Origin of the sequence: Pseudomonas sp. WPR_5_2 (genome assembly GCF_003634475.1) — a bacterium.
In the GTDB taxonomy this organism is placed as follows: Bacteria; Pseudomonadota; Gammaproteobacteria; order Pseudomonadales; family Pseudomonadaceae; genus Aquipseudomonas; species Aquipseudomonas izuensis.
In genome coordinates this window covers 1,481,945-1,507,823 of sequence record NZ_RBLA01000001.1, presented here as the reverse complement: position 1 = coordinate 1,507,823, position 25,879 = coordinate 1,481,945, and the positions used below count along the sequence as shown (strand labels likewise).

The 25,879-nt window shown below is 61.5% G+C and carries 23 protein-coding genes and 1 pseudogene; 8 read left to right on the top strand and 16 right to left on the bottom strand.

Annotation, left to right across the window (positions count from 1 at the left end; translation table 11 throughout):
- Positions 1–2: 2 nt before the first annotated feature.
- The 14 genes and pseudogenes from BJ917_RS06670 to BJ917_RS06605 form a co-directional block, all read right to left on the bottom strand.
- Positions 3–692 (bottom strand): N-acetyltransferase, encoded by a 690-nt coding sequence (locus tag BJ917_RS06670; RefSeq protein WP_121102709.1) that lies wholly within the window; start codon positions 690–692, stop codon positions 3–5.
- A gap of 87 nt (positions 693–779) precedes the next feature.
- Positions 780–2,699, bottom strand: coding sequence for a hypothetical protein (locus BJ917_RS06665; RefSeq protein WP_096512380.1), 1,920 nt, complete (start codon positions 2,697–2,699; stop codon positions 780–782).
- The gene (locus BJ917_RS06660; protein WP_121102707.1) at positions 2,696–4,000 is read right to left on the bottom strand and encodes a lipopolysaccharide biosynthesis protein; all 1,305 of its coding nucleotides are present in this window, start codon (positions 3,998–4,000) and stop codon (positions 2,696–2,698) included. The genes BJ917_RS06665 and BJ917_RS06660 overlap by 4 nt, the downstream gene beginning before the upstream one ends.
- Positions 3,997–4,998 (bottom strand): polysaccharide deacetylase family protein, encoded by a 1,002-nt coding sequence (locus BJ917_RS06655; protein ID WP_121102705.1) that lies wholly within the window; start codon positions 4,996–4,998, stop codon positions 3,997–3,999. Before BJ917_RS06655 ends, BJ917_RS06660 begins: the two co-directional genes overlap by 4 nt.
- An 11-nt stretch (positions 4,999–5,009) precedes the next feature.
- Positions 5,010–6,146: a glycosyltransferase family 2 protein gene (locus BJ917_RS06650; protein WP_096512377.1), complete on the bottom strand. Its 1,137-nt coding sequence runs from the start codon at positions 6,144–6,146 to the stop codon at positions 5,010–5,012.
- A complete protein-coding gene (locus BJ917_RS06645) occupies positions 6,139–7,107 on the bottom strand; it encodes a glycosyltransferase (protein ID WP_121102703.1) in 969 nt (322 codons plus the stop codon). Before BJ917_RS06645 ends, BJ917_RS06650 begins: the two co-directional genes overlap by 8 nt.
- Positions 7,104–8,474: an O-antigen ligase gene (locus tag BJ917_RS06640; RefSeq protein ID WP_096512375.1), complete on the bottom strand. Its 1,371-nt coding sequence runs from the start codon at positions 8,472–8,474 to the stop codon at positions 7,104–7,106. The genes BJ917_RS06645 and BJ917_RS06640 overlap by 4 nt, the downstream gene beginning before the upstream one ends.
- Complete coding sequence (locus BJ917_RS06635) at positions 8,471–9,586, bottom strand: glycosyltransferase family 4 protein (protein ID WP_254007512.1); 1,116 nt, start codon at positions 9,584–9,586, stop codon at positions 8,471–8,473. The genes BJ917_RS06640 and BJ917_RS06635 overlap by 4 nt, the downstream gene beginning before the upstream one ends.
- The gene (locus BJ917_RS06630; protein ID WP_096512373.1) at positions 9,571–11,163 is read right to left on the bottom strand and encodes a Wzz/FepE/Etk N-terminal domain-containing protein; all 1,593 of its coding nucleotides are present in this window, start codon (positions 11,161–11,163) and stop codon (positions 9,571–9,573) included. The genes BJ917_RS06635 and BJ917_RS06630 overlap by 16 nt, the downstream gene beginning before the upstream one ends.
- Positions 11,164–11,180: 17 nt before the next feature.
- Entirely contained in the window at positions 11,181–12,209 is a 1,029-nt protein-coding gene (locus tag BJ917_RS06625) for a polysaccharide biosynthesis/export family protein (protein WP_096512372.1), read from the bottom strand.
- A gap of 23 nt (positions 12,210–12,232) precedes the next feature.
- Positions 12,233–12,880 carry a CpsD/CapB family tyrosine-protein kinase gene (locus BJ917_RS06620; protein WP_096512371.1) on the bottom strand — a complete coding sequence of 216 codons (648 nt, stop codon included), beginning with the start codon at positions 12,878–12,880 and terminating at the stop codon, positions 12,233–12,235.
- Positions 12,880–13,626 carry a sugar transferase gene (locus BJ917_RS06615; protein ID WP_096512370.1) on the bottom strand — a complete coding sequence of 249 codons (747 nt, stop codon included), beginning with the start codon at positions 13,624–13,626 and terminating at the stop codon, positions 12,880–12,882. Before BJ917_RS06615 ends, BJ917_RS06620 begins: the two co-directional genes overlap by 1 nt.
- On the bottom strand, positions 13,623–14,684 hold the full coding sequence (locus tag BJ917_RS06610) for an NAD-dependent epimerase (protein WP_121102701.1): 1,062 nt from the start codon (positions 14,682–14,684) through the stop codon (positions 13,623–13,625). Before BJ917_RS06610 ends, BJ917_RS06615 begins: the two co-directional genes overlap by 4 nt.
- Positions 14,685–14,710: 26 nt before the next feature.
- Positions 14,711–14,827: pseudogene (locus BJ917_RS06605) on the bottom strand (hypothetical protein); the annotation flags it as partial.
- Between the two features lie 389 nt (positions 14,828–15,216).
- On the opposite strand from BJ917_RS06605, the gene BJ917_RS06600 reads away from it, so the two are divergent.
- The 7 genes from BJ917_RS06600 to BJ917_RS06575 all read left to right on the top strand — a co-directional run bounded on the left by BJ917_RS06600 (position 15,217) and on the right by BJ917_RS06575 (position 22,437).
- Positions 15,217–16,914: a sulfatase-like hydrolase/transferase gene (locus BJ917_RS06600; RefSeq protein ID WP_121102699.1), complete on the top strand. Its 1,698-nt coding sequence runs from the start codon at positions 15,217–15,219 to the stop codon at positions 16,912–16,914.
- A 163-nt stretch (positions 16,915–17,077) separates the two neighbouring features.
- Positions 17,078–17,746: an ABC transporter ATP-binding protein gene (locus tag BJ917_RS06595; protein ID WP_121102696.1), complete on the top strand. Its 669-nt coding sequence runs from the start codon at positions 17,078–17,080 to the stop codon at positions 17,744–17,746.
- A gap of 1 nt (position 17,747) precedes the next feature.
- Positions 17,748–20,219 carry an ABC transporter permease gene (locus BJ917_RS06590; RefSeq protein ID WP_121103105.1) on the top strand — a complete coding sequence of 824 codons (2,472 nt, stop codon included), beginning with the start codon at positions 17,748–17,750 and terminating at the stop codon, positions 20,217–20,219.
- Positions 20,209–21,282, top strand: coding sequence for a lipocalin-like domain-containing protein (locus BJ917_RS06585; protein ID WP_096512366.1), 1,074 nt, complete (start codon positions 20,209–20,211; stop codon positions 21,280–21,282). Before BJ917_RS06590 ends, BJ917_RS06585 begins: the two co-directional genes overlap by 11 nt.
- Positions 21,283–21,344: 62 nt before the next feature.
- On the top strand, positions 21,345–21,587 hold the full coding sequence (locus BJ917_RS06580) for a hypothetical protein (protein ID WP_096512365.1): 243 nt from the start codon (positions 21,345–21,347) through the stop codon (positions 21,585–21,587).
- An 11-nt stretch (positions 21,588–21,598) separates the two neighbouring features.
- Positions 21,599–21,766 (top strand): hypothetical protein, encoded by a 168-nt coding sequence (locus tag BJ917_RS31975; RefSeq protein ID WP_177435563.1) that lies wholly within the window; start codon positions 21,599–21,601, stop codon positions 21,764–21,766.
- Positions 21,767–21,852: 86 nt separating this feature from the next.
- The gene (locus tag BJ917_RS06575; protein ID WP_096512364.1) at positions 21,853–22,437 is read left to right on the top strand and encodes a hypothetical protein; all 585 of its coding nucleotides are present in this window, start codon (positions 21,853–21,855) and stop codon (positions 22,435–22,437) included.
- Between the two features lie 340 nt (positions 22,438–22,777).
- Here BJ917_RS06575 and BJ917_RS06570 read toward each other — a convergent pair whose 3' ends face one another.
- The gene (locus tag BJ917_RS06570) at positions 22,778–23,296 is read right to left on the bottom strand and encodes an Hcp family type VI secretion system effector (RefSeq protein ID WP_096512363.1); all 519 of its coding nucleotides are present in this window, start codon (positions 23,294–23,296) and stop codon (positions 22,778–22,780) included.
- Between the two features lie 331 nt (positions 23,297–23,627).
- On the opposite strand from BJ917_RS06570, the gene BJ917_RS06565 reads away from it, so the two are divergent.
- Positions 23,628–24,305, top strand: a complete 678-nt coding sequence (locus tag BJ917_RS06565) for a type 1 glutamine amidotransferase domain-containing protein (protein WP_096512362.1) — start codon at positions 23,628–23,630, stop codon at positions 24,303–24,305.
- A gap of 86 nt (positions 24,306–24,391) precedes the next feature.
- Here the strand turns inward: BJ917_RS06565 and BJ917_RS06560 are convergent, their stop codons facing one another.
- On the bottom strand, positions 24,392–25,771 hold the full coding sequence (locus BJ917_RS06560) for a VOC family protein (RefSeq protein WP_121102694.1): 1,380 nt from the start codon (positions 25,769–25,771) through the stop codon (positions 24,392–24,394).
- Between the last annotated feature and the right edge of the window lie 108 nt (positions 25,772–25,879).

The window sequence follows — 25,879 nt, the reverse complement described above, 5'->3', positions numbered from 1 at the left end:
GATCAGGCCACCGACGTTGCTGCGGGAGAACGTTCCGGTTTGCGCAAGGTATCCAGGCGCGAGCCGGTGTAGCGGGTTTCGCGGTAAAAGCGCCAGCGGCCAAACAGTTCATACACGTTCATGATTCGGCCCTGTTCCGTATATCCGGTGCGTATGTGCAGCTTCAGGGCCGGGATGTTGTGCCATTCACACACGTCCACCACCTTGTTGCAGCCCTGGGCGAGCATGGCTTTCCACAGCTCCGTTTGCAGGTCCATCGACAGTTTCGTGCCCCAGTAGCCCCGGCTCAGTTCACCACCGAATTCGAAGAACTCGCCTTCCTTCACCGGGAACCAGCAACCGTAGTAGTGACGGTCGTGGTAGTTGCGCGAGGCGCCCCAGATGAACGCCACGGCGTCCCCCTGGTCGTCCAGATGCATCTGCCCGGTATGCCCTTCGCCAGCGAGCTCGGCCATGGTGTCCACGCGATCACCGAAGTAGCGGGCAAAGGCCCCGGTGTTGTGTGGGGTGATGGCGACAACCTGCAATGGCGGGTAAGGCTTGAGTTTATGCGGTGGCACGGGGCTGACCAGGTCGCGCTCCATCCACAACAGTTCCTGATGGGAAAACACGTAGTGCTTCCAGGCTTTTTTCAAGGTGGCCCGCAGACCTTTTTGTCGGATGTGTTCACTGACTTTTTGAATAGCACTCATGGTGTTGGCTCCTGACGGGGGCGACCCGTAAATGGAGTGATCCAGTGCACGGCGAAATGCCTGTGCGGCCAAACGGTCGAGCGACGGTCACGAGGTGCTCCAGGCCAGGGCGAACAGGGTTTGCCCTGGCAGCTCGAAGCTCACGCGACCGTCGTTGCAGCTAAACGGCGCGTCGCGGCTGCGGTTGTCGGCACCGAAATAACGCAGTGATCCATTGAATAGCGGGCAGTGTGCCCCGGACAGGTCGATTCGCTGCAAGCGCGAGCCCTTGTTGACCCCCAGCAGGCTGCGGTTGGTGTCGTTGGCCATGGCCAGCACATCGACTTCGAAGGCGTCGTTTTCCATGTACAGCACGTTTTGCAGCCAATGCTGCTGGATGAACTGATGAGCGAGGCCGACGGGTTTGAGTTCGAAATGGTCGTCGCCCAGCACGCGCAGCATGCCCTTGGGCCACTCAGGCTCGTCGGCCGCCTGGAACCAGTTGAGCATCTCCAGCAAACCGTCCTGGGACGCGTTGATGACCACCGAGGCCCACCACAACGAGGCGAAGTGGGTTTCTTGATCGTAAGGGCTGAGGTCGGAACCCGGGGACATGTTGGTCTGATCCAGCAGTAAGGCCTTGCGTGGCCGGCCGTTGGCATCGAGCCCCACCAGGTCGGCGGCACGCCGCACACTGTCGCGATAGACCCGGGTCGCCAGCAGGTCGCGGACCATCCATTCGTGCCAGGCCAGGGCATCGATCTTGTCGCCCGATTGCGCCAGCAAGCGTCTGGCCCAGTCGATGCCGCGCTTGTCGGCGGCGTTGTCGGCGAACGGGCCGTTCACCAGCCGTGAACTGGCGGGCATGGCGATGCGCACGCCGGCCTTGGCGTTGTCGGGGTTGCTGCGCACCTGCCGGGCCATGCTGTCGAAGAGGCTCTGGTAGTCGGCATAGTCCGGATAGTTGAGGTTCGGCTCATCGGCGAAAGCGATGTAATGGGTACCTTTGCCCCCCAGGGTGCGGGTCGCGGCGAGCCAGGCGTCCAGGCCGGCGTTGCTCATGGTGTCGGCGCGCAGATCAGACACGCGATGGCTGCCGGCCAGTAGCGTGATGTCCTGGGTGATGCCGAAGCGCTCCTGATACAACTGGCGGAACCCGTCTTCGTAGTGCGGCCGTTGCGCGGTGATGTCGACGAAACTGTAATAGCTGGCCGCCTGCGGCTTGAGCGCATCGAGTACGGCGTAGCTGGAGGTCGGCGGCATCACGTAGGGCAGGGCGATGCCCAGGTTCGGCGTGTTGCCCAGGACCTTGTCGTGCAAGGTCAGGTGGGTTTGGCCGTTGTCTTCGCGCAGCGGTTTGAGCTGCCGTGGGTTCTGCGCGAACAAATTGGCGGTGCCGTCCAGCCAGAACGCGGCTTTGCCACTGCCCTGCAAGCGCAGGCGCCAGACCTGTTCGTCCTTGGTGACGGGCAACTCGACCTGATCGAATTGCCAATAGGCGCGATACGGTTTCAGGGCCACCGATACCTGCTTGCCGTCGCCCACGCGCTGCGCTTGCAAGGCACTGACGCCACCATGGAACTTGCCGGCCAGCACCGCGTGTTCCCCCGCCGCAACCTTGAAAAACAACTCATCGCCGTCGCGGACTTCGGTGCTGAAATGCACCTTGGCCGGAGCGAACAGGGCCACCGTGCGCTCGTCGTGTTCGACCTTGTAGCGGCGGAAGCTATAGCCCGGAATTTCCAGCTGATAGCTGGTGGCGCCCGGCGCCAATGGCCAGCTCTGAGTGCCGCTCAATTCACTGGCGGCAATCAGGCGTTCGCCCTCAAGCTTGCCCTGGCCATCGAGCAGGTACAGCCGTTCTTCGTTGGCGTCCGCTTGCCACGCCGGTGTCCAACGGACCGTCACCGTGTCAGGGCGATCCGCTTGCAGGTACAGGCTGCCGTCGCGGATGTCGGCCCAACGCATGGACGCCGCCCAGGTGTCGAGCGACAGGCCCAGGCTCAACAAGAGGACGAGGCGTTTCAAGCCGACCTCCGTTGCAGCATCTGCAGCATCGGTGCGACATCGCTGGGCAGGATGATCAGGGTTTGCCAGACCGGCACACCGCTCAACCGGCAATACATCACCAGCATCGCCAGGGTCACCGCCACGTAGGCGATGGACGATGCCGCCGCCGCGCCAACGATGCCGTAGGCCGGAATCAACAACAGGTTCAGTGCAAGGTTGAGCAAGGCACTGAGGCCCATCAACAGCGAAATCGTGCCGGGACGGTTTTTGCCCAGCAAGTCCAGGCGCAGGATGCTCGCGTAGCACAGCCCCAGCAGGCCCGGCAGCAGCGCCAGCAAGGCCGGGTAGGCAGGCTGATAGGCGACGCCGAACAAGGTGACGATCAGCCACTCGCCGATCAGCGCCATGGTCAGGCACGCGCCGAGCATCACCGTGGCCGTCAGGCGCAGGGCCAGTGGCGTGACCTTGTCGATGCCTTCTTCCTGTTGCAGCAGGCGTTTCATCAGCGGCGTCGTCACCGCTTCCGGGACGATCAACAGCAACTCGGCGGCAGCGCTGGCCATGGCGTAATGACCCAGCGCGGTACTGCCGAGCAGGGCGCCGATAAACAGGTAATCGGAACGCAGGATCACTTGCTGGAACAGCAGGTCCGGATGGCTGCGGGCGCTGTAGCGCAGCAACTCGTTCTGACTGGTGCGGTCCCATTGCAAGGTCAGCGGCTGATCGCGCTTGAGCCACAACCAGCCCACCAGCACCACCAGGCTGATGCCGGCCAGCCAACTGATCAGCGCCGCTTCCAGGGCGGCGCTTTTCCACATCCAGAACAAGGCCAGAAACAGCAACAGCGGGATCAGCGATTCAATCAGGCGCAGGGCATTGAACGCCACCACGCCGCCTGAGGCATTGTGCAATGTCAGCAGCCCGCTCTTGAGCACGGTCAGTGGCACCGCCAGCAACAACAGCCAGGCCAGCAAACCCAGTTGCGTGGTGATGTCCAGTTCGCTGCCGAACTCACGGGTCAGCGCCACCACCAGCAAGGTCAGCAAACCGGCCAGCAGGCAACCGAACACCAGCACCTGACTCAGCAGCAACCCCATCGGCCGTTGCTTGGCCGCCTGATAACCCACCGCCGAATTCAGCCCGCCACTGGTGGCGGCGCTGATCAGATCCGGCAGGGTGCTGAGCAGGGCAAACAGGCCGCGTTCGCTCGGCCCGAGAATCCGCGCCAGCAGCACGTTGCGCAGCAGGCGCAGGGCGATCATCGCCAGTTTGGTGCCCATGCTCAGGGCCAGGTGCTTGAGGTAGCTGCCGCTTCTCATGGGCGGGCCCCACGGTAGATGCGCCAGGACAGTAGTTCCGGATTGCGTGCAGTGCGCTGGCTGACCCCGAACCGAGGCAAGGCCAGCGGATCGGCGGTGCCGCGATAAATCCCGGTGCCGGTGCCCAGGGCAAAGGGGAAGTTGTGGTCTGCCACGTGCTGGCGCACCCGCGCGTCGTTGTCGCCATTGGGGTAGCAGTACACCGGCAGCGGTCGGTTGCAGCTATTCAACAGGGTCTGGCGACTGCGGCTGAGTTCTTCGTCAAGCCGTTGATCCTCGAGGCCGGTGAGGATCGCGTGGCTGGCACCGTGGGGGCCGAAGCGCACCAGGCCGGAGGCTTCGAGCGAGCGCACCTGATGCCAATCCAGCGCCTGTGGCAAGGATTCCTGCGGGCACTCGTCGGTCAGGCGATTGAGATCCACGGGGGACAAGGTTTTCAGCTGTTGCAGAAAGTGCAGCAGCGCTAGGCTGCGACGCTGTGCATCCGGGTTATCGCACAGCACCGGCAGCGGCCGGCCCAATTGGTGCAGGCATTCGATCAAGTGCATGCGGGCCTTTTCCCCATGGCTGTTCCACAGGGTTTCGCCAATGCTTTCCCACCAGAAGCGCTGGCGGCTGCCGATGAAATCGGTGGACAGGAAAATGCTCGCCGGCACCTGGTATTTTTTCAGCAGGGGAAACGCGTTCACGGCGTTGTCACGCCAGCCATCGTCGAAGGTCAGCGTGACTTTCGGCCGCTCCGAGCGCAGGCTCCCCGGTTGCAGAATATCCATCAGCGACACGCAGTCGAAATGCTTTTTCAGCCAGACCAGCAGGTGTTCAAAAGCCTTGGGACCGACGCACAGTTCATTGCGATGGGGCAGGTCGGCGGCGCTGTCGTTGGACAGCACCCGATGCAGCATCAGGATCACGCCGGCACCATGCAGTTGCTGGCGTCCGACCGGGGAATTGAGGTAGAGCCAGCCGCTGGTGCGTTTTAATAATTGTTTGATCGCCATGGCACGTGACCTCATCGAGTCTGGTCGGGATTCCATTGGTTGTAGCTGTGCCCGCGCAAGAACTGCCACAGGCCGACGGTCATGCCGGCCAGGGTCACCAGTACGAACGCGGCGAGGCGAAACGGTTTGGGCAAGCGGTGACGCACGTCCAGCAGGCCGGCCACGGCGAAAGCGTAACCGAGCGCCTGGGCGGCCAGGGTCAGGCGGTAAAAGCCATGCTCATCGAGCAGCCAGAGGTTGGCCAGCAGCAAGGGCAGCAACAGCACCGGCGCCAGCCGGCGGATCAGCTTGTGGCTGATCAACGCGATGGCGTACAGGCCATGGCGCAGCGGGTTGAGCAGCTCACGCCGGGCCGCCAGGCTGATCAGGCCGCCGACGGTGACGCGCTGACGGCGACTGAACTGGCGGTGGGCCTCGTCCACGCCCTGATCGAGCACCTTGGCATCGTCGACATAGACGACGCGCTTGCCCGTCACCGGTGCGCAGGTGTTGATAAAGAAATCGTCGTTGACCAGTGCGGGAATCGGTTGATACAGCTCGCGGCGCAACGCCTGCAGGGCACCGTCGGCCGAGACCGTGCAGCCGGTGCGGCTTTCCACCCGGCGCAGCCAGTCTTCGTAACGGCGGTACAGGCTTTCGCCCAGGCTCAGGCCTGAGCCTGGGACGGGAATGTTCATGTTGCCGACGGTACCACCGACCTCAGGGTCGGCAAACGGCTCCAGCAGCCGCTGCAAGGTGCCGTCGAGCCAGTGAACGTCGGCATCGGTAAACACCAGGATATCGCCTGTGCAGCGGCTGACAGCGGCGTTGAGCACACTGTTCTTGCCCTGGCGCGGCAGGTCGAGCACCTCGATGCGCGGGTCGTCGAAGCGGCGCGCCAGGGCCACGGTCTGATCAGTGGAGCCGTCGCTGGCGACGATGATCTGCAAGCTGGCGGCGTGATAGTCCTGGGCCAGCAGATTGTTCAGTTTGTTCTCGATATTGCGTTGCTCGTTGTGCGCGGCAACGACCACGCTGACCCGTTGCGCAGGCAGGGGCGCAGGCCTGTGCCTGGGAAAAAACGGCCCGGCAATCGTTAGCAGAAGTGGGTAACCCAGATAGGCGTACACCGGCAGCAACAGGCACAACCAGAAAATGAATTCAGCCACGGGCAGGCCTCCTGGCTTTCCAACGACAAAGGCTGAGGATGAACGCCGCGCCGGCCAGGTGCAGGCGCACCCAGTGCAGGCCCCAGAGCTGCACGGTCAGGCACGGGTTTCGGTGCTTGATGCTCTGACGCACGCTCAATACCAGCGCCGGTACCGTGGTTAGCAACGCCATGAGCAGCGCGTGGTGAGGAAAACCGTTGAACAGTGCCGAGATCGCCATCAAGTCCAGTAGCCAGGCGCACAGCGAGAGCAGCGGAAAGCGCAGCAAGCGCAGGGTCAGGCCGTGGGTGCGCAGCAGTTGCAAGTGACTGCCCTGGCGCCACATTTCCTTGCCCAGCCATTCGTGCCAGTTCATTTCGTAGCCCCAGTGCAGGGCGGTGTTTTCATTGATCGACATCAAGCGTGCGCCCTTGGCGGTCTGGCGCAGGGTGAAATCCTTATCCTCGCCGGTGCGCAACGTTTCATTGAAGCCGCCGACGGTGTCGAACCACGCGCGGCGCATCAGCAGGTTGGCGCTGGGCAGCCAGTCCACGCTTTGTACGGTGTGACGGGAGGGGCGCAAGGTCCGCCGCTGCCAGGCCGTGGCGTACCAGGGCGCTTGCGCGGGGGTATGCAGGTCCAGGCTGAAGACGTCGCCGAGGCCGGCAGCCTCCACTTTCAGCAGGTGGGTCAGCCAGCCCTCGGGCATCTCGACGTCGGCGTCGATGAAGGCCAGCCATTCGCCGGTGGCGACGTCCGCCCCGCGATTGCGCAAGGCACCGATCAGCACGCCGGGAACCTCCAGTACCTGGGCGCCGAACTGCCGGGCAATCTGCGCGCCCTGATCCAGGGAACCGTTGTCGACCACGATCAACTCGCTTTCCAGACCCGCGGCGTTGGCGGCGCGTTGCGCAGCCAGCAGGGTCCGGGCGATGTGCCGGGCCTCGTTGTACATTGGAATGACAATACTGATGCGGCTCATGCCTTGGCCTCCATGACGGGACTTTCTTCAGCTTTCAGACGCAGCACGCTGGTCATGGCGAGCATGATCCATACGTACTTTTGGTTCGGTGCACTGAGGAACATCAAGAACAGGGTCAGCGACAGCATGCCCATGCCCAAGTGTGTGATCAGGTCGGCTTGCTCCCATTCGTGGCGCTTCAACCAGGCACTGCGGGCGCGATGCATATTGAGCAGGCCCATGCCGAGCAGGCCGACAAACAGCAACCCCGCCGGGATCCCGATTTCGCTGAAGATTTCCAGATAGGTGTTGTGAGCGCGGCGGTACAAGTCGCCGATCTTGCGGTTGGCCGAGAAGGCCTTGGCGTAGCCGGTGGTCGCGTAGTGCAGCGGGAAGGTTCCGGGGCCGGAGCCGAGCAGCGGATTCTCGCGGATCATCTGGCTGCCGACCACGATGTACGAAGCACGGCGTCCGAGGGATTCGTCGGTGTGACCGCTGGCGCCGGCACTCAAGACACTCAATGACTGGATACGCGCGACGTAGCCGGGCGGCATCAAATAGATCGCCAGGGGAATCAGGATGGCCCCCCCGAGCATGGCAAACCCCAGATGACGCGGACGAATGCGCGGCAGGTGGGCGCGGTAATGGTAGAGGCCAATGATCAGGCTGAGGAACAACACCACCAGCCCGGAACGGGATTGGGTCTTGGTCATGCCGCCCAGCAGCATAACGCTGCAACCGATCCAGAACAGCCTGTACATCAGGTTCGGGCTCTTGAGCGCCAGCAGCAGTGCCAGCGGAAAGGCAAAGGCGATCAGCATCGCAAAGCCGTTCGGGTCTTCCAGCAGACCGGAGGCGCGGCCTTGATCCTGAAACTTGGTGGAGAACATCGCGAGGATGCAGGTCAGCGTCACGCTGAGGGTTACCAGCCGGCAGAACATCATCAGGTTCAGTTCGCGACCGATCAGCAAGGTGATCACGAACAGCACCAGCCCGACACTCAGTTCGCGCAGGTGACCCAGGGACATGCCCAAGTCTTCAGTCAGCAGCATGCTCAGAAAGTACAGCACCATGAACCCCGTCAGAAACCGCCACAGGTTGCTGCGCAAGCGATCGGGCGGCAGTTGTTGCAGGGCCAGTTGCAAGGTCAGGATCAGTGCCAGTGCGGCACCGAGGAGTTTCGATCCGGTCAGCATGCTGTCCTTGAACAGACCTTCGAGTGGCACCAGCGCGGCGATCCCCAACAGACCCCAGGCCGGGCGTCGATACAACACCGCCAGACCGACCAGCCCCAACACGGCGCCAGGCGCCAGGAACGGCCAGGGACTGGCCAGCAGAATCAGACACACCAGCCCCAGGAGGCTGATCACCGACAGAGGAATAATCACGCGCGTGCCTCCCGTGCGGTATGGATATAAAGCTGCGACCAGCGTTCGGCCAGGGCCTTGAGGTCGTAGCGATCCAGTTGCGTACGTCTTGCGTTGTCGATCAGGTCACGCGCCAGGGCCGGGTCACACAGCAGGCTGTCGAGCTGCCGGGCGAGGGCGGCGCTGTCGGTGGGGGGCGCCAGCAGGCCGTTGTGCCGATCCTCCAGCACATCGGGAATTCCGCCGACGCCAAACGCCACCACCGGCACGCCGGCCTGCATGGCTTCGAGCAGAATCATCGGCGTGCCCTCGGTGCGCGAGCTGATCACCAGCGCGTCGAGTTGGCGCCACCACGGGCGCATGTCGGTCTGATAACCCGGCAGCGAGATGCGCTCCTGCAACCCGGCGGCGTTGATTCGCGCCAACAGATTGTCCCGTTCCGGGCCGTCGCCGAGCATCACGGCGTCCAGTTGCGGGGACTGTTGGCACAGCGGAATCAGGGCATCGAGAAACAGGTCCGGACCCTTTTCGCTGCTCAGGCGCCCGACGTAGCCGGCCAGCCAACGCGGGTGTTGCGCAGCCTGCGGTTGCAGATCCTGGCTGGCCGGCAGGCCGTTGGGGATCACTTGCAGTTTCTCTGCCCGCACACTGGCCTGGCGGCACAGCGTGGCAATGCTTTCGGCGACGCACACCACCCGGTTCACCGACGCCGTGCGGCACAGTTGCAGGCTCAACCACGTATAGAACTTTTGCTTGCGACTGCGCGGTGTGAAGCCGTGTTGGGTAATCACCAGCGGCAGGCGCAACAAGGTTGCGCCGACCCAACCGAACACCAGGCCCTTGAAATTGTGCGTGTTGATCAGCGGCCGCTCGGCCCGCCGCTGGCGCAAATGCGCCAGCAATGCCCCCAGCCCCGTGCAGTTGCGGCAGTCCACCCCGGCCTCGCGAAACCGCGTGAGCAGCTCGTAAGGGGCATCGAGAAACAGCACCTGATGCTGCCCCGGCGTCGCCAGGCAGTGGTCGAGCAACATCCGCTCGGCCCCGTAGAACCCGCCACTGCTGAGCAAATGAATGATCGGCAGTGATGGCCTGCTTTGTTGAGAGGGCAGGGGCGCGTTCAATTGCGCACCCAATGCACGAAGCGTGGTACGCCCCAGTTGCTGTGCGGGTTGATCGGCTCCACGTTCTGATCGTTGATCACCAGCAGGACCGGCAGGCCCAGTTCATGGGTGATTTGCGCCGGATGCTTGAAGCGATGATCGAAGAACTCACGCACGTAGACCAGGGCAATCGCCAACAGCAACCCGGTGAACAGCCCGAACGGAATGATCAGCAGCGGTTTGGGAAACGCCGCTTCGGTGGGTTCGAACGGCGGGCTCAGGACCCTGGCGTTGGACAGGTCGTTGTCCAGCGAACGGGTGGTGCTGCTTTCGGCGAAGCGCTGGGCGTAGGTGGAGAACGCCGCGTGCAGGGCATCGATCTCGGTGTCCAGTTGCCGCAGCTTGCTCTGGGTTTCCTGCAACTGATGGATGCGGTTCTTGAACTCGGCGATGCGCGCGGTCTTCTGGTCGATCACCGAGCTGACAATCGCCAGGTCGTTGGTGCGTTCCTGAATCCGGTTGCTCACCACCTTGAGGAACTGCTGGCGGGTGCGGGCGATTTGCTCGCGGGTCAGCAACATCGGTTCACTGCCTGGCTGGAAGATCGCCAGGTCGTTCATGTAGCGACTGACCTGGGTGGTCAGCGCCTCACCCATCTGTTTGATCTCGCGATCTTCGAAGGCGACGTTGTCCACGGTGGTGGTGAAGGTGTAGGGGAAGGTGTAGTCATTGAGCTTGGAGTCCTTGGCGGCGGCCAGGCTGGTTTTCAGGTAGTCGAGCCAGCGTTGGCTTTGCAGCAGGCGATCGCGGTACAGGTTGAGCGCTTGCTCCTCAGTGTTGATCGCGTTGAGGCGGAAGGTGATTTCTTCCTTGGGATCGGACGCGCCGATCGCTCCGAGCAGTGTCTGCCGGTTGGCTTCTAGGCCGTTGAGGCGCACTTGATACTGGGTTTTCTTGGTTTCATAGAAGCTCTGCGGCAGGTCGATCGATTGCAGCGCCTGACGGCTGACCAGGTAGTTTTGCAGCAGCGCCGCGACAAACTTGGTGCCCTGGGCCGGGTCGGGGAAGCTGTAGATGATCGAGATCACGTTGGAGCCCGGCAGGGTTTCGATCTTCATGCTGTCGACGGCTAGTTGGGTCAAGTCGTCGAGCTCGGTGTCGCGCACCGGATCGGTTTCCATGCCCAATGCAGACTTCAGCGGGTTGATGACGTGCTCGCGCAACGGCGTGCTGACATATTTCTTGAGTGGCTGGGTCACCAGTTTGTTGAGCAGGCGGGGAGGCAGGGTGTACTCACCCTTGGCCCGCTGTTCGCTGATGGTCTGACGGATCAACGCCGGCGAGCGCAGGATATTGCTCTCGGTTTCCATGTCGGCCAGCGACGGCGGAATGAAGGTCGCGTTTTCCTGGTTCAGCGACGTGGTGGCGTCGCCCTGTGAGAGTTTTTTCGACTGCACGATCACCTGGGCGGTGATATCGAAGCTCTGTTTGAGCATCAATGGCAAGACCAGCGCGATCACCGCAAAGACCAGGAATACGCGCTTCACCATTTGCTTGTTGGCGAAGAAGATCCTGAAGAACTCGTGCAGGTAGTTTTCCTTTGGATTCATGTCAGGTCACCTGAGAGTCAGTTGTTGTTGTTGCTGTCTTTGTTGTCGACGCGGTAGCCGAAGCTGAAGCCCACACCCTGGAACAGCACTACGTCCGCCAGTTGCCGCGCGAGGTCACCGGCGCTGGCCAGTTTGGTCTTGGGCACGTAGAGCATGTCGTCCGGTTGCAGGTAGGCAATCTGCGAGGCATCGCCGGCCAGGGCTTTTTCCACGTCATAGCGCCGGGCCTGAACCTGGTTGCCGTTGCGCCGCATGATCACCACCGAGTCCAGGCGCGCCTTGACGTTGGAGCCGCGGGCCAGGGTCAGGGCCTCAAGCACCGAGACCGGGCGGCGGATCGGGTAGGAGCCCGGCTGGCCGACTTCGCCAAGCACATAGATCTCGTTGCCCGCGGTGGACTTGAGCAGCACGTCGACGGTCATCCGACCGGGCAGTTGCGCGTACTTCTGATTGAGGAAGGTTTCCAGTTGATTGACGGTCATGCCCTGCAACGGCACGGCGCCGATTTCCGGGAAACTGGCATAGCCGTCGGTGCCCACCGTGATCTCCCGGCTCATACCGGTGGCCGGGTGGTTCAGCGCGCTTTTGAGGTTCGACTCATTGCTCAGTGGGCTGATGACCTGCACGGACAACTGATTGCGGTTGGGCTGGAACAGTTGTTTGCGTTGGTAGGCACGCTGGATTTCCTGACGCGCCTGTTCGCTGGTCAACCCGGCGATTTTTACCGAGGTGTTGGCGCCAGGCAGTTCAATCGTGCCATCGGGCAGCACCAGTTGATTGCCGTTGAGCTGGCTGGCGGCGGTGAAGTTCAGGCCGATCTGGTCACCGGACTGAATGCGATAGGCATCCGAGCCGGTGGTGCTGATGTGGAAGATCACGTCCAGTACATCCTGCGGACGCAAGGTCTGTTCGACCTTGGGCATGTCGGTGGCCTGGGCGTTGGCCGGGGTGGCGGTGAGGATATTCACCGGCATGTTCTGGGTTTCCGAAGTGCTGGAGCAACCTGCAAGCGGCAGCAACAGCAGGACAAGCATCTTGGCGTTCATGGCGTCATCCTTTTTGCGGTTGCTTACAGGTTCTTGTAGAGCCACTTGGGCATGTAGTACTTGCGTCGGTTGAACACGCTGCCGACCAGTTTCGCCCCGGCCTGGGTCAGGCGCTGCACCGCGGCCTGGGCCACTTCCCAGCGGGTGTCTTCGGCGCGCACGACCATGATCACGCCGTCCACCTGGGTGCTGATGACCAGCGTGTCGGCGGCTGAATACACCGCGTCGCCGTCAATCACCACGAAGCGATAGCGACTGCCGAGTTCATGGAGCAGCGGCCCCAGGCGTTCTGGCGTGAGGTGCTCGTTGCCCCGGGCGTGCCGGCCGTTGGGCAGGATGTGAAAGGGCAGGCTCGACACGTCCACCACGCAGTCCTGCAACAGGGGCGGGCTCTGCGTGTTGAACAACAGGTCGCGCAAACCGCGCTCCTTGGACAAGCCAAGCTGTTGTGTGAGGTTGCTCGACGACTGGCTGGCGTCCACCAGCAACACCTGGCCGCTGCTCATTTGCGCCAGCTGACTGGCCAGCACCAGGGTGCTGGTGGTGGTGCCCGCGCCGGGGTTCGCGGCGGTCAGAAACAGGATGCGCAGATCCTGGTCGAGCACGGTGGAGGCCAGGTTGGTCTCGCTGGGGTTGGCGATGCTGAGACTCTTTGCAGTTGAACCGTCCATTAGCTTGCTCCGTGGCCGCTGAATACTTTGAAAGGGGTTTTCAACAGGATCTTCAAATCAAGCAGCAGGCTCTGCTCGGCGATGTAGCTGAGGTCCAACTCAACGCGCTGGTCGAAGTCGATATTGCTGCGTCCGGAGATCTGCCAGAGGCCGGTCATGCCGGGGTAGATGCTCAGGCGTGCGAGGTGATTGTCCTTGTAGCGATAGGCGTTGAACGAAGTCGGCCTGGGACCGACCAGGCGCATGTCGCCGGTCACGACATTGATCAGGTTCGGCAACTCGTCGAGGCTGGTGCGGCGCAGGAAGCCGCCGATGCCGGTGATGCGCGGATCCTTGTCGATCTTGAAATCGATGGCGTCGGCCCCGTGCTTGTTCAGGTGACGCAGCGATTCCTTGAGTTCCTCGGCGTTGGCCACCATGGTGCGGAACTTGTACATGCCGAACATGCGGCCACGGTAGCCGGTGCGTTTCTGCACGAACATCACCGGCCCCGGGCTGGTGAACTTGATCGCCAGTGCCAGGCCCAGCAGCACCGGGGAAATCAGCACCAGGATCACCAGTGCTCCAAGGCAGGCGAGTACGCGGTTGGTGCGCGACAGCGTCCAGGGCCGCCCCCCGTCACGGCCCGTCACCCAGCCGCGACCCTGCATGTGGATCGCCGCATCGAGGCGCATTCGGTGTTCGGGGTCCAGGCGCTTGTCACGGCGCAGCATTTCGATCGGCACACCTTTTTCATGTCCAGTCATTGAGCAGTCCTCCGCTGTAGTTCAGCCGCGAGCGGCGCGTGGGCGATGGGCAGTGGGTAGTAGTCGCGGAACCAGGCGATGAAACGGCCGAGTCCCTCATCCAGCTCGATACGGGGCTGGAAACCGGTGGCGCGGGCCAGATCGCTGGCATCGGCGCAGGTGTTGAGTACGTCGCCGGGTTGCAGGGGCAGCAACTCGACCAGGGCTTTTTGCCCCAGGTGTTTTTCCAGCAGCGCCAAATAGTCCTTGAGCTCCACCGGGTGCTGGCCACCGATGTTGTAGATCCGCCATGGCGCCATGCTGCTGGCCGGGTCCGGTTGTTCACGGTCCCATTGGGCATTGGCTTGTGGTGGCCGCTCGATCAGCCGGGCGATGCTTTCGATGATGTCGTCGATGTAGGTGAAGTCGCGCTGGTGCTCGCCGTAGTTGAACAACTTCAGTGGCGTGCCTTCGCTGATTGCCCGGGCGAACTGGATTGGCGACATGTCCGGCCGACCCCAGGGCCCGTACACGGTGAAAAAACGCAGCCCGGTGCAGGGGATGCCGAACAGGTGGCTGTAGCTGTGGGCCATCAGTTCATTGGCTTTCTTGGTCGCGGCGTACAGCGATAGCGGGTGATTGACGCCGTCCTGCACCGAGTAGGGCGTGTGCTGGTTGGCGCCGTAGACCGAGCTGGAGGAGGCGAAGATCAGATGCTTGACCGGGTGGTGGCGGCAGCTTTCGAGGACGTTGAGAAAACCGCTCAGATTGCTGTCGAGGTAGGCACGGGGATTCTTTAGGGAGTAACGCACGCCGGCCTGGGCCGCGAGGTTGATCACCACCTCGGGTTTTTCCTGGGCAAACAGGGTGTCGATGGCCGAGGCATCGGCCAGGTCAATCGTTGCGAGCTGGAAATGGCCGACCTGCTCCTGCACCCAACGCACGCGATCGTGCTTCAGTTGCGGGTCGTAGTAGTCGTTGAAGTTATCCAGCCCGACCACCTGGTGCCCATCGCGCAACAGCCGCAGCACGCAATGGGCACCTATGAATCCGGCGGCTCCGGTTACGAGTATCTTCATGGGCGCGGCGCCTCGGACACGACGTTTAACTGCTTGATCTTGTTCGGGGCGATGTCGACACATAAGACGCGATGTCCGACATCGGTCAGTGCCGCTGCTTGTATCAGGCCAAGGTAGCCCGTACCCAATACGCTCACGTCCATATTGGCGTGCCTCGTAATACGGTGGAGAGATCAAAAATGGGACTGTCAAAAGGGGTATAGCCCAGCCTTGGCAAACCGTGTCAGCAAACTGACATGTAAGAGAGCTAAGACACCCCCACTTCTGGGGGGCCATTTGCCATCAAAGGCTCGGCCCTGCTGGCTTTACCCCAATTTTTGGGGAACGTTTAGATTTTCAAGAAAGCGATAAACGGTCTTAAGGCTTGAAATACAAGGGCTGTAGGCCCTTTAGTGTGTCAGAATTGAGACGATTTTTTTTTGACGCTTTCCGCTGATTTTTGACGTTTCTTGCGCTTCGATGGCCCGGTGCTAGTGTCAAAAAACGGCCGGCAACCTTTTGGCCGCCGTGGTGGATAACTGGCGTCAAAACAATGAATCAATACCTCAAAGAAATTCTGATAGCTGTCTATTTGATTACCCATTACGACTATTACTTTGGTCGTATCAGTGCGATCGGATTCAGTTTTCCACTGGTGCTGTTTGCCGGCATGTTCGTCGTTTTGACAGTTGCCTTGTTCATGACGGCGTACATTCGACAGACCCTGATTCGTCATCTATTCGCTTTGGCGATGTTTTGCTCGGCGGTATTCTTTGATGTGTATTCGCGGGTCACCGCCGACTACCTGACCTACAGCAGTTTTGTCTCGCTGGTGTATTCCGGCGGCTTCATCGAAGAAGCGCTGTACCAATACCGTGGTGCAATCATCAGCGGCGTGCTCGGTGGCTTGCTGCTGTTGATCGGCATCGGGCTCAAGCCGCGTCGGCGGATGCCGGTGCCGGGCGCGTGGTTGGTGGCGGCGCCGCTGTTGGGGGTGTTGTTGCTCAGTGCGGTATTGTTCGTGCGTGCCGGGGAGGGCGCGCGGGGTTTGCCATTCATGTATACGCCACTGGCTTACCTGAACCTGTTCGCCTACGAGTCTCTGCACAACACCGTCGGGCCCCGCGAGCCTGTGAGCCTGGCGCGCGTCGAGCAACCGGTGGGTCACGACATTGTGTTGATCATCGACGAGAGCATTTCCGGCAATTACCTGGACATCAACGCTCCGTTCGGCGTGCACAGCACGCTCAAGGAACCGCACCAGGGCGTTGAAATCTTCAATTATGGCTACGCCGCCTCCATCGCCAATTGCAGCGTCGATACCAACGTCACCCTGCGTTACGGCGGCACCCGCGCCGACTATGTGCGAATCAACAGCACACTGCCGTCGATCTGGCAGTACGCGAAAAAGGCCGGTCTGGGCACGGTCTACATCGATGCGCAGCGCACCGGCGGCAATTTGCAGAACCTGATGAGTGCGACCGAGAAAAAGGACATCGATGAGTTCGTGCAATTCGACCAGACCAGCGTGCGCGACCGCGATATGGCGGCGGCGGCCAAGTTGATCGAACTGCTCAATGACGACAAACCGCAGTTGGTGGTGATCAACAAGGTCGGGGCGCACTTTCCGGTGCATGACAAATACCCGGACGGGTTCATGGCCTATCGTCCGACGCTGCCTCGGGGGCAGTTCGTCGAAGTCTCGGACACGGGCGAGCGTAAGGGTTTCAATGGGCAGCCGGACGATTGGGTGCTGTACCGCAATGCTTACAAGAACACGCTGTTGTGGAACGTCGGGGAATTTTTTTCACGGATCTTTGCCCAGGCAAATCTGAGCAACGCCTTGCTGATCTACACCTCGGACCACGGCCAGGACCTGCATGAACGGGGCAATCCCGGATTGAACACCCATTGCGGTGGTGACCCGGTGGAAGAGGAGGGATTGGTACCGCTGGTGGTGATTCAGGGCAGCGGATTGAGGACCCTGGACTGGCAGGCTGCACTGGCCGGCAACAAGGATCGTTCCAGCCACTACAACATCTTCCCCACCCTGTTGCAGTTGATGGGGTACGACCTGGCGGGGGTGGAGGCGGTGTATGGCAAACCGCTGAGCGTGCCGACGGCCGATGATTTCACGTTCAACTATCGGTTCAATGCGCGGCTCGGGGCCAAGCCTGAGTGGAAGCATATTGATTTGAAGAGCATTGTCACGCCGTCGCAGGCGCCTGCCAGTGTGGCAGTGGGGCAGTGAGATTCTGGTCGTCTGATCGGGCCTCTTCGCGAGCCGGCTAGCTCCCACATTGGAACTGAATACTCAGGACAAATGTGGGAGCGAGCCTGCTCGCGAAGAACGATAACGCGGTCGCATTTGCGTCCGCTATCCTAGGCTCACGGTTTTCAATGAGCCCCCCTCCATGCTTGAAGTCCAGGGCGTCTTCAAAAGCTACGCTACCCCACAAGGCCCGTTGCCGGTGCTGCAAGGCGTCGACCTGAGCCTCAAGCCCGGCAGCAGCCTGGCGCTGATGGGGGAGTCGGGCAGTGGCAAAAGCACTTTGCTGCACCTGATCGCCGGGCTGGACAAGGTGGATCGTGGCAGCATCCGCAGCGGTGAACAACGGCTGGAGCGCATGAACGAAGGGCAGTTGGCGAACTGGCGGCGCACGGAAATCGGCCTGGTGTTCCAGCAGTTCAACCTGATCGGCAGCTTGCGGGTGGAGGACAACCTGGCGTTTCAGGCGCGGCTTGCCGGGCGTCATGATCCGCGCTGGCAGGCGCATTTGGTGCAACGCCTGGGATTGGCCGATCTGCTGCGACGTTACCCGGAGCAACTCTCCGGTGGCCAGCAGCAACGGGTGGCGCTGGGTCGGGCCCTGGCCTCGCAACCGAAACTGCTGCTGGCCGACGAACCCACCGGCAGTCTCGATGAAGCCACCAGCGCAGAGGTGCTGAAACTGTTGCTGGAACTGCTCGATGACAGCCCCACGACCCTGTTGATGGTGACTCATAGCCCCAGCGTCGCGGCGCGGCTGGCGGAAAAAGTGGTGTTGCACGGTGGTCGCCTGGCCGGTGTGGACGGGCGCTGAAGTGCGCATTTTTCGCGAAACCCTGCGGGCGCTGCTCAGTCACTGGCGGCAACACCCGGTGCAGTTCTTCAGCGTGCTGACCGGCTTGTGGCTGGCCACCAGTCTGCTGACCGGCGTGCAGGCGCTGAACAGTCAGGCGCGGGACAGCTATGCCCGGGCCAGTCAATTGATTGGCGGCGAACCCCAGGCCAGCCTCGGCACGCCCACTGGCGCAACCTTCCCGCAGCAATGGTTCGTTGACCTGCGCCGTGCCGGTTGGCCGGTGTCACCGGTGGTGCAGGGACGACTGACGCTCGAGGGCCATGAGGATCAGCGTCTGCAACTGATGGGCATCGAGCCGGTGTCGCTGCCGGCGGGCGGCTCCGTGGCCGGACAGGCATTGGCCATGGAGCAGGTGGTCGCGTTTTTCACCCCGCCGGGCAGCACCTGGATTTCGCCGCAGACCTTGCAAGCCTTGGGGCTGACGGAGGGCGATCGTCCGCTGGCGGTGAACGGACAGGCATTGCCGCCGTTGCATGTACAGGCGGACATGGCACCGGGTGTGTTGCTGGTGGACATCGGGTTTGCCCAGCGGATTCTCGGTTTACCGGATCAGGTATCGCGCCTGCTGCTGCCCAAGGGTTTCACCGCGACGCTGCCCGAGCCGTTCAAGGGGCAATTGCAGTTCAAGAGCAGTGGCGAAGAAAACAATCTGGCACGCCTGACCGAGAGCTTTCATCTGAATCTCGATGCCTTGGGATTTCTATCGTTCGTGGTTGGCCTGTTCATTGTGCATGCGGCCATCGGACTGGCACTGGAACAGCGTCGAGGCTTGCTCCGAACACTGCGCGCCTGTGGGGTGAGCGCGCGGATGCTGATCGCCTGCCTCGCTGTCGAATTGGGTGTGTTGGCCTTGATCGGTGGCGTGGCCGGTGTGGTGAGTGGCTACCTGTTGGCCAGCGTGCTGCTGCCGGATGTCGCCGCCAGCCTGCGTGGTTTGTATGGTGCCGAAGTGGCGGGGCAATTGAGCCTGAGCCCGCTGTGGTGGTTCAGCGGCATCGGCCTGAGCCTGCTGGGCGCCTTGTTCGCCGGCGCCAACAGTTTGTGGCGGGCGGCGCGCTTGCCGCTGCTGGCCCTGGCCGACCCCCAAGCCTGGCATCAGGCCCACGCACGCTGGTTGCGCCGTCAGGGTGGGGTGGCGGCGCTGGCCTTGGCAATCGCGTTGCTGGCCTTGCTTGGCGGAGACAGCCTGGCCAGCGGTTTCGTATTGATGGCCACGCTGTTACTGGGCGCGGCACTGGCGCTGCCGGTGGTACTCAACACCGTGCTCAACGGGCTGCTCCCTCGCAGCCGTTCGGTGCTCGGCCAATGGTTTGTCGCCGATTGCCGCCAGCAACTGCCCGCCCTGAGCCTGGCGTTGATGGCGCTGCTGTTGGCACTCGCAGCCAACATCGGCGCCGGCAGCATGACCGCCGGTTTTCGCCAGACCTTCAGCCATTGGCTCGAACAACGGCTGACCGCCGAGCTTTACCTCAATCCGCAAAACCCCGCGCAGGCCCGGGAGCTGCTCACCTGGCTCAAGCAACAACCGCCAATCACGGCGGTGCTGCCCAGCTGGCAGGTGTCGATCCAGCTGCAAGGGTGGCCCACGGACGTCTTCGGCGTCATCGATCATCCGACCTATCGCCAGCACTGGCCGCTGCTGGAAGCGCTGGGCGACACGCCCTGGGAGCGCCTGGCCACGGACGATGCATTGATGCTCAGCGAACAACTGGCCCGGCGCCTGAAAGTACGATTGGGCGATCACCTGACGATTCCCACGCCCAATGGCCCATGGTCGCCGCGCATCGTCGGGATCTATGCCGATTACGGCAATCCGAAGGGGCACGTGCTGGTCAACGTCAACCATTTGCTGCGCGGCTGGCCGCAATTGACGCCGAGTCGCTTCAACCTGCGCATCGAACCGGCTTCGATTCCCTCGTTCGTGAAGGCACTGCAAGAGCGTTTCGCCCTGGAGGACAGCCGCATCGTCGATCAGGCCCGACTCAAGGGGTGGTCCACGCAAGTGTTCGAACGCACCTTTGCCGCCACCGCCGCACTCAACAGCCTGACCCTCTGCGTGGCCGGGGTGGCGCTGTTCATCAGCCTGCTGACCCAAAGCCAGAGCCGTCTCGGGCAACTGGCGCCGCTGTGGGCGATGGGCGTGACGCGCCGGCAACTGATGCTGCTCAACCTCGGGCAAACCTGGTTGCTGGCGCTGTTGACGCTGGTGCTGGCATTGCCGCTGGGCATAGCGTTGGCGTGGTGCCTGGACACGGTGATCAATGTGCAGGCCTTCGGTTGGCGCCTACCCTTGCGGGTATTTCCGCTGCAATTGCTGCAGTTGATGGGATTGGCGCTGGTGGCGACGTTGCTGGCCTCGGCGTGGCCGTTGTACGCGTTGTATCGCACGCAGCCGGCGGACTTATTGAGGACGTTTGCCCATGAGGATTAAGTTCGCCGGCGTGCTGCTGACCTTGCTATTGAGTGGCTGCGATCAATCGGTGCCCGTGGAAAAAGGCTTTGCGGGGATGGGCAATCAAGCGTCTGCGTTCACGCCGGTGGTGCCCGGTCGGGTGTTCGGTTTTCCGGCAGATCACGGCCCCCACGACGGGTTTCGCATCGAATGGTGGTACGTCACCGCCAACCTCAAGGACGAACAGGGCCATGAATTCGGTGCGCAGTGGACGCTGTTTCGCAGTGCCTTGAAAGCCACCCCTGAAGTGGCCGGTTGGGAAAATCAGGTGGTTTGGCTCGGTCACGCGGCGGTGACGTCGGCGACGGTGCATCACGCTGCCGAACGCTACGCCCGTGGTGGCGTCGGCCAGGCCGGTGTCAGCCTGGCGCCGTTCAATGCATGGATCGACGACTGGCGTTTGAGCAGTCAGTCGAGTGACGCCGACCCGCTGGCCGACGTGCAACTGACTGCCCGCGACAAGGCGTTCAGTTATCAACTGCGGCTGACGTCGAATCGGCCGTTGGTGCTGCAAGGGGACAAGGGCTTCAGTCAGAAATCCGAACAAGGCCAGGCGTCGTATTACTACAGCCAGCCGTTTTTCCGGGCCAGCGGCCTGCTGGAGATCGACGGCAAGCCGTATCAGGTCAGTGGACCCGCATGGCTCGACCGCGAATGGAGCAGCCAACCATTGACCGCCAGCCAGACCGGTTGGGACTGGTTTTCCCTGCACCTGGACAGCGGCGAGCAGGTGATGCTCTATCGAATGCGGCAAAAGGACGGTGAACCTTACCTCACCGGTACGTGGATCGACGCCCAAGGCCAGACCCAGTTACTGCACGGCGCCGACATCCGCCTCATCCCGCAAGACACCACCCGCGTTGCCGGGCGCTCGATGCCCGTACGCTGGTCGATCCTGATTCCCGGCAAGCACCTGGACATCGTCATCAGCGCGCTCAATCCCAAGGCCTGGATGGATTTGCGCATTCCCTATTGGGAAGGCCCGGTGCAGTTGAGCGGCAGCCATGGCGGGCAGGGGTATCTGGAAATGACCGGTTATTGAGTCGGAACTCTCGACAGCGCGCCGGCCTCAAAAATCCAGAAGCCCTTTGACCGGAGCCTGCCATGCGCGAAGACCTCACACCGCCCGACCTCGATGCGTGGCAGCGCCTGTTCGAAGACGAGGCTTACTGGCAACAGTCCCCCGACGCTCATTACCAGCAGCTACTGGATCTGGCCGATGACCTGTTGGGGCAGGGCGCCATTGACCTTGAACAATGGCAGGACCTGAAGGCCAGGGCGGAGCAATCCCATATGGATTCACCGGCCATCAACGTGGCCCGGGAAGTCGACGATCCCGAAAGCTGAGGAACGCAGCCATGAAACCCACGCCAGATACGAAACACCCCGACGAGCCACGGCCACCCGGAGAGGTTGAGCGTGACAATGACGCCTTGCGCCCCACCGACCCGACCCGGCGCAAAGAAAGCGGCAACGGCACGGCCAGCGGAGAATCGACGGCACAAGAAACTGCGAAGCGTTCCTGATCAGCGTCTATGCTCATCGGCACGGTCGGCGCTTGATCGCAATTGAGCGCCGTTCGTTGCCATCAATCACAGGGAACGTTCAGCCTATGAAACGTCACGCACTGACCAAAGCCATTACCCTCGCTACCTTGCTGTCTGCGGCCAGCTTCAGCGTCGTTGCCGCCGATATTCCGCTGTCCGCTGTCGTGGAAGCCGATCAGATCTCCACCAAAGTCGTTTCGGTGGATGCGGCCAACCATCAAGTCGTCCTTGAGGGGCCGGAAGGTCGTCAGGCCACTGTGCAATTGACCGAAAAGGCCAAAAACCTCGACAAACTGAAACCCGGCGATCAGGTCGATATCAAAGTCACCCGCGCCGTGGCGGCCTACCTCGATACCGATGTCGACAAGGGCTTGCCAGGCAGCACTGAGCGCACTGGCGAAGTTCGTGCCGCCCCGGGCAGTGCCAACCCAGGGGGGGAAGCCTATCGCCAGGTGAAGGTGCAGCTGAAAATCACCGGCATTGATGTGAAGAACAATCGGGTGACCTTTGAGAACCCGAAAGGACAGTCCAAAACCGTGGATGTAGAACGTCCGGAAGTTCAGGCCAAGTTGAAGGAACTGAAAGTTGGACAGAGCGTTTATGTGACCTACACCGACATACTGACCGTGACCAGCAAACGCGGAAGTTGAGTGCCAGCACTGTTGTTGATTGTTCCTGTACAGCTTCTTGTATAGGAATAATCACTTTTTTATGGACGAACTGGTGAGTTCTATCGGTCTGCAAGAATAATATTCAAGCTAACATGTTATAAAAATGTATCCGCAAATTTCATGTTTTCAGACGCGGACATATTCATTGACTTCAATTAAAATACACCTCGTTCGCCCAGTGTTACGGCTCTTTACCAGTGCATGGATTGCCGAGGCCACTGCACTGGGCGAACACTTTTCAAATGATGGATCCCGCCTTTTTTACCTTAAAAAATACAATCGGCCAGCAATGCTGGCCGATATAAAATGTCGAAAAAAATTAGCCCGCGATCGGGGTGCGCCAATCATCGGAGCCCGAAGTTCCGGCCACTTCGTGAGTCCAGGTAATTTTGCGATAAGTGAAATGTACATCTTGCAAGTGGGTGAAGTGTGAGTTCGCCGGGTCCTGGCAGTTGTGCATATAGTCCTTGATGTCAACGATGATCGCGTCTTCAAGTTTGGTGGTGTAGTAGTGCTCTTGAGTGCCATGAGCCGAGCCGCGATACCACTTGATTTCGACAGTCTTCATGCGTTCGCCGGAAGTCAGTGCCGCCAGCAGCAGTGGTGAGGCCTTGTCGAATACTTTGGTGATTACCACTGCTTTATGGATGCGTTGCCCGGTTGGCTGGCCAGACTGCGGATCACGCGGGATGGTGACTTCATGGCTAAAGCCCTGAACCATTACCTCGTCTTCGTGACCCTCCTGATAGGTATTTCCGACGGAGTCGGCTGTATACGCGCCGGCTGTGATCAGACCTTGTTTCTCGCCGGTGACGGACATGTACGCGGGGGTAGCCATGGATGCTCTCCTTGCTAGAGTTAAGTGAGACTCCCGAAAGGCAGTTGTGCCTGGCGGGGGCCTGACGGTTAACAAGGTCCGTGCCACAAGCTACGAAGCCCCACAAATCAACGGGTCGAGCATTTCCCGGCAAGGTGCTACCCCAGGATCACCCGATATTCGCGCGCAAAGTTGCGCAGCACGTGGCATCGGCTTGCGCACCTGGTGAAAGGCCTTTGCGACCGAACGATCAACCTCGCACCAGGGTCTTACGCCAGGATCAACGCGCAGCTTCTTGCGCATCACGGCAATAGGCCACCCCCGCTAACCCCTGAGATGGAGTGAAGACGACATGAAAATCCTGATGGTTTTAACGTCCCACGATCAATTGGGTAACACCGGCAAGAAAACCGGCTTCTGGCTGGAGGAATTCGCGGCACCGTATTACGCCTTCAAGGATGCCGGCGTGCAGTTGACCCTGGCTTCGCCCAAGGGCGGCCAGCCACCGCTGGACCCGAAAAGCGACGAGCCCGATTTTCAAACCGAGGCTACCGAGCGTTTTCGCAAGGATCCTGCTGCCCAGTCCGCGTTGGCCTCGACCGTCCTGCTCAGTTCCGTGAAGGCCGGTGATTACGATGCGGTCTTCTATCCCGGTGGGCATGGCCCGCTCTGGGACCTCGCCGAAGACAAGCATTCGATCGCCCTGATCGAATCGTTCTACAACGCCGGTAAACCGGTTGCGACCGTTTGCCATGCCCCCGGAGTATTGCGTCATGCCAAGGACGTGAATGGCCAGCCGTTGGTCAAGGGCAAGAAGGTCACCGGATTCACCAACAGCGAAGAAGAAGCGGTGCAGCTGACCAATGTCGTGCCGTTTCTGGTGGAGGACGAGCTCAAGGCCAAGGGCGGGATTTTTTCCAAAGGGCCTGATTGGGCGAGCTACGTGCTCACCGATGGCCTGTTGTTGACCGGGCAGAATCCGGCGTCGTCGCAGGCGGCGGCGGAAGCCTTGTTGGCGAAGTTGAAGTAATCACAAACCCTGTGGGAGCACGGCTTGTCGGCGATGGCGTACGTGAGGTCGCCATCGCCGGCAAGCCGTGCTCCCACAGGTCCGCGTTAGTCCGTCAGTGCGGCAAAACACTGCTCGATCGACCGCCGCTGGGTTTCTGCATACAGCCCCAATTCATCAATGGTCGGCCGTCCCAGCGCCTTTTCGAAGGCTTGCTGGTTGGAATGCACGCCATAGCGGGTTTGCGCGGCGTCCCCCAGGTTTGACTGGAAGATTCCCGCCGCGCTGACCGGCAGGAAGTCTTCGTACACCAAGGGTTCAACCCGCAGATAGCCGCTGCTGACCAGCGCTTCCAGGGGCAAGGTTTTCAGCTCGGCCGCCGCCAGGCCTTTTTCCGTCACGAAGTAGCGAAAGTACGCCAGTTCCTGTTGGCGCATGCCCTCGTATGTGTCGGGAAATTCGCTGAAGTGCTGCACCATCAACGCGTTGTAGCGCGCGGCGTTGGCTTCGTTGGGGAAGTCCTTGAGTTCGTCCCGGGCGGCATTGAGCAAGCGGTCATACAACGCCCGGCCTTTGGGGGTGAGGGCGGCGCCGCGTTGTTCGATCTCGCCGAAGCGGGCACTGTGGCTGCCGCGGGACTCGGTCTGGTCGGTGAAAGCGACCGGCTCGTCGAGTGCCTTGAAGCTGGTCTGGCGCAGCAGGATCGGGCACTGGCGGCGGGGTGGGCCTTCGATCACCGCCTTGGGGGTGATGCCATGAACCGGCATCTGTGCCTGGACGATGTCGATGTCCAGGGTGCGGGGTGTCAGGTGGTTGATGTGCGGGCCTTTGAACGCCACGACATCGGCAATCAGCCGATGCTGTGCGCTGAGCGTCCGGTATTGTTCGGCGGTGACCGTGGCGCTGTGGTGCCAGCGGAAGGTTTCCAGCGCCTGTTCGACGAATTCCCCGGCCTCCTGGTCGGTGAGACCGCCCTGGGTTTCGGCGTGGTCAATGAGTTTCAGCGCGGCAGGGGTGAAGATCGACCGCTTGTCCAGCACCGACTGGGCAAACGCCCGCAGTTCCAGGTCTTCGATCAGTTCCAGGCGCAACAGTGAGGTGAACACGCGGAACGGGCTGACCTGCAACGACGCTTCATGCACTGCGCGAAACGCCGTGGAATGCACCGGTACCCCGGCCGGGGTCAGGTCGTAATAACCCACCGGCTGCATGCCCATCACCGCGAACAGGCGGGCGAGGGTCGCCAGTTCAGCCGCGGTGCCGACGCGGATGGCGCCATGGCGTTCAAGGTCCAGGCGCTCGATTTCGCCGGTGCTGTTCAACTGTCGGGCTACTTGCGGATCGCTGTCGAGCACATGACGGTTGGTCTGTTCCACCAGCTCCATCAACGCGCCGTACAGTGGCACTTCTTCGCGGTACATGTCGGACATCGCTTTGGAGAAGCGTTGGCGGATCAGGTCGGGGCTGACGAAGCTCGGGTGATTCATGAACAGGGTTCCTGGCGCGGTGACGTGAAGGATGGGAGAAAAGATCGCAGCCTTCAGCGGCGCCGACAAACGAAGTTTCTGACGAACTTCATTCTGCAAAGGACTGCA

Coding starts and splice junctions, on each gene's coding strand:
- BJ917_RS06595 (WP_121102696.1), top strand. CDS start 17,078: ATGCTTGAAGTCCAGGGCGTCTTCAAAAGCTACGCTACCCCACAAGGC.
- BJ917_RS06600 (WP_121102699.1), top strand. CDS start 15,217: ATGAATCAATACCTCAAAGAAATTCTGATAGCTGTCTATTTGATTACC.
- BJ917_RS06580 (WP_096512365.1), top strand. CDS start 21,345: ATGCGCGAAGACCTCACACCGCCCGACCTCGATGCGTGGCAGCGCCTG.
- BJ917_RS06625 (WP_096512372.1), bottom strand. CDS start 12,209: ATGAACGCCAAGATGCTTGTCCTGCTGTTGCTGCCGCTTGCAGGTTGC.
- BJ917_RS06630 (WP_096512373.1), bottom strand. CDS start 11,163: ATGAATCCAAAGGAAAACTACCTGCACGAGTTCTTCAGGATCTTCTTC.
- BJ917_RS06655 (WP_121102705.1), bottom strand. CDS start 4,998: ATGGCGATCAAACAATTATTAAAACGCACCAGCGGCTGGCTCTACCTC.
- BJ917_RS06610 (WP_121102701.1), bottom strand. CDS start 14,684: ATGAAGATACTCGTAACCGGAGCCGCCGGATTCATAGGTGCCCATTGC.
- BJ917_RS06570 (WP_096512363.1), bottom strand. CDS start 23,296: ATGGCTACCCCCGCGTACATGTCCGTCACCGGCGAGAAACAAGGTCTG.
- BJ917_RS06585 (WP_096512366.1), top strand. CDS start 20,209: ATGAGGATTAAGTTCGCCGGCGTGCTGCTGACCTTGCTATTGAGTGGC.
- BJ917_RS06575 (WP_096512364.1), top strand. CDS start 21,853: ATGAAACGTCACGCACTGACCAAAGCCATTACCCTCGCTACCTTGCTG.
- BJ917_RS06620 (WP_096512371.1), bottom strand. CDS start 12,880: ATGGACGGTTCAACTGCAAAGAGTCTCAGCATCGCCAACCCCAGCGAG.
- BJ917_RS06670 (WP_121102709.1), bottom strand. CDS start 692: ATGAGTGCTATTCAAAAAGTCAGTGAACACATCCGACAAAAAGGTCTG.
- BJ917_RS06565 (WP_096512362.1), top strand. CDS start 23,628: ATGAAAATCCTGATGGTTTTAACGTCCCACGATCAATTGGGTAACACC.
- BJ917_RS06560 (WP_121102694.1), bottom strand. CDS start 25,771: ATGAATCACCCGAGCTTCGTCAGCCCCGACCTGATCCGCCAACGCTTC.
- BJ917_RS06615 (WP_096512370.1), bottom strand. CDS start 13,626: ATGACTGGACATGAAAAAGGTGTGCCGATCGAAATGCTGCGCCGTGAC.
- BJ917_RS06660 (WP_121102707.1), bottom strand. CDS start 4,000: ATGAGAAGCGGCAGCTACCTCAAGCACCTGGCCCTGAGCATGGGCACC.
- BJ917_RS06645 (WP_121102703.1), bottom strand. CDS start 7,107: ATGAGCCGCATCAGTATTGTCATTCCAATGTACAACGAGGCCCGGCAC.
- BJ917_RS31975 (WP_177435563.1), top strand. CDS start 21,599: ATGAAACCCACGCCAGATACGAAACACCCCGACGAGCCACGGCCACCC.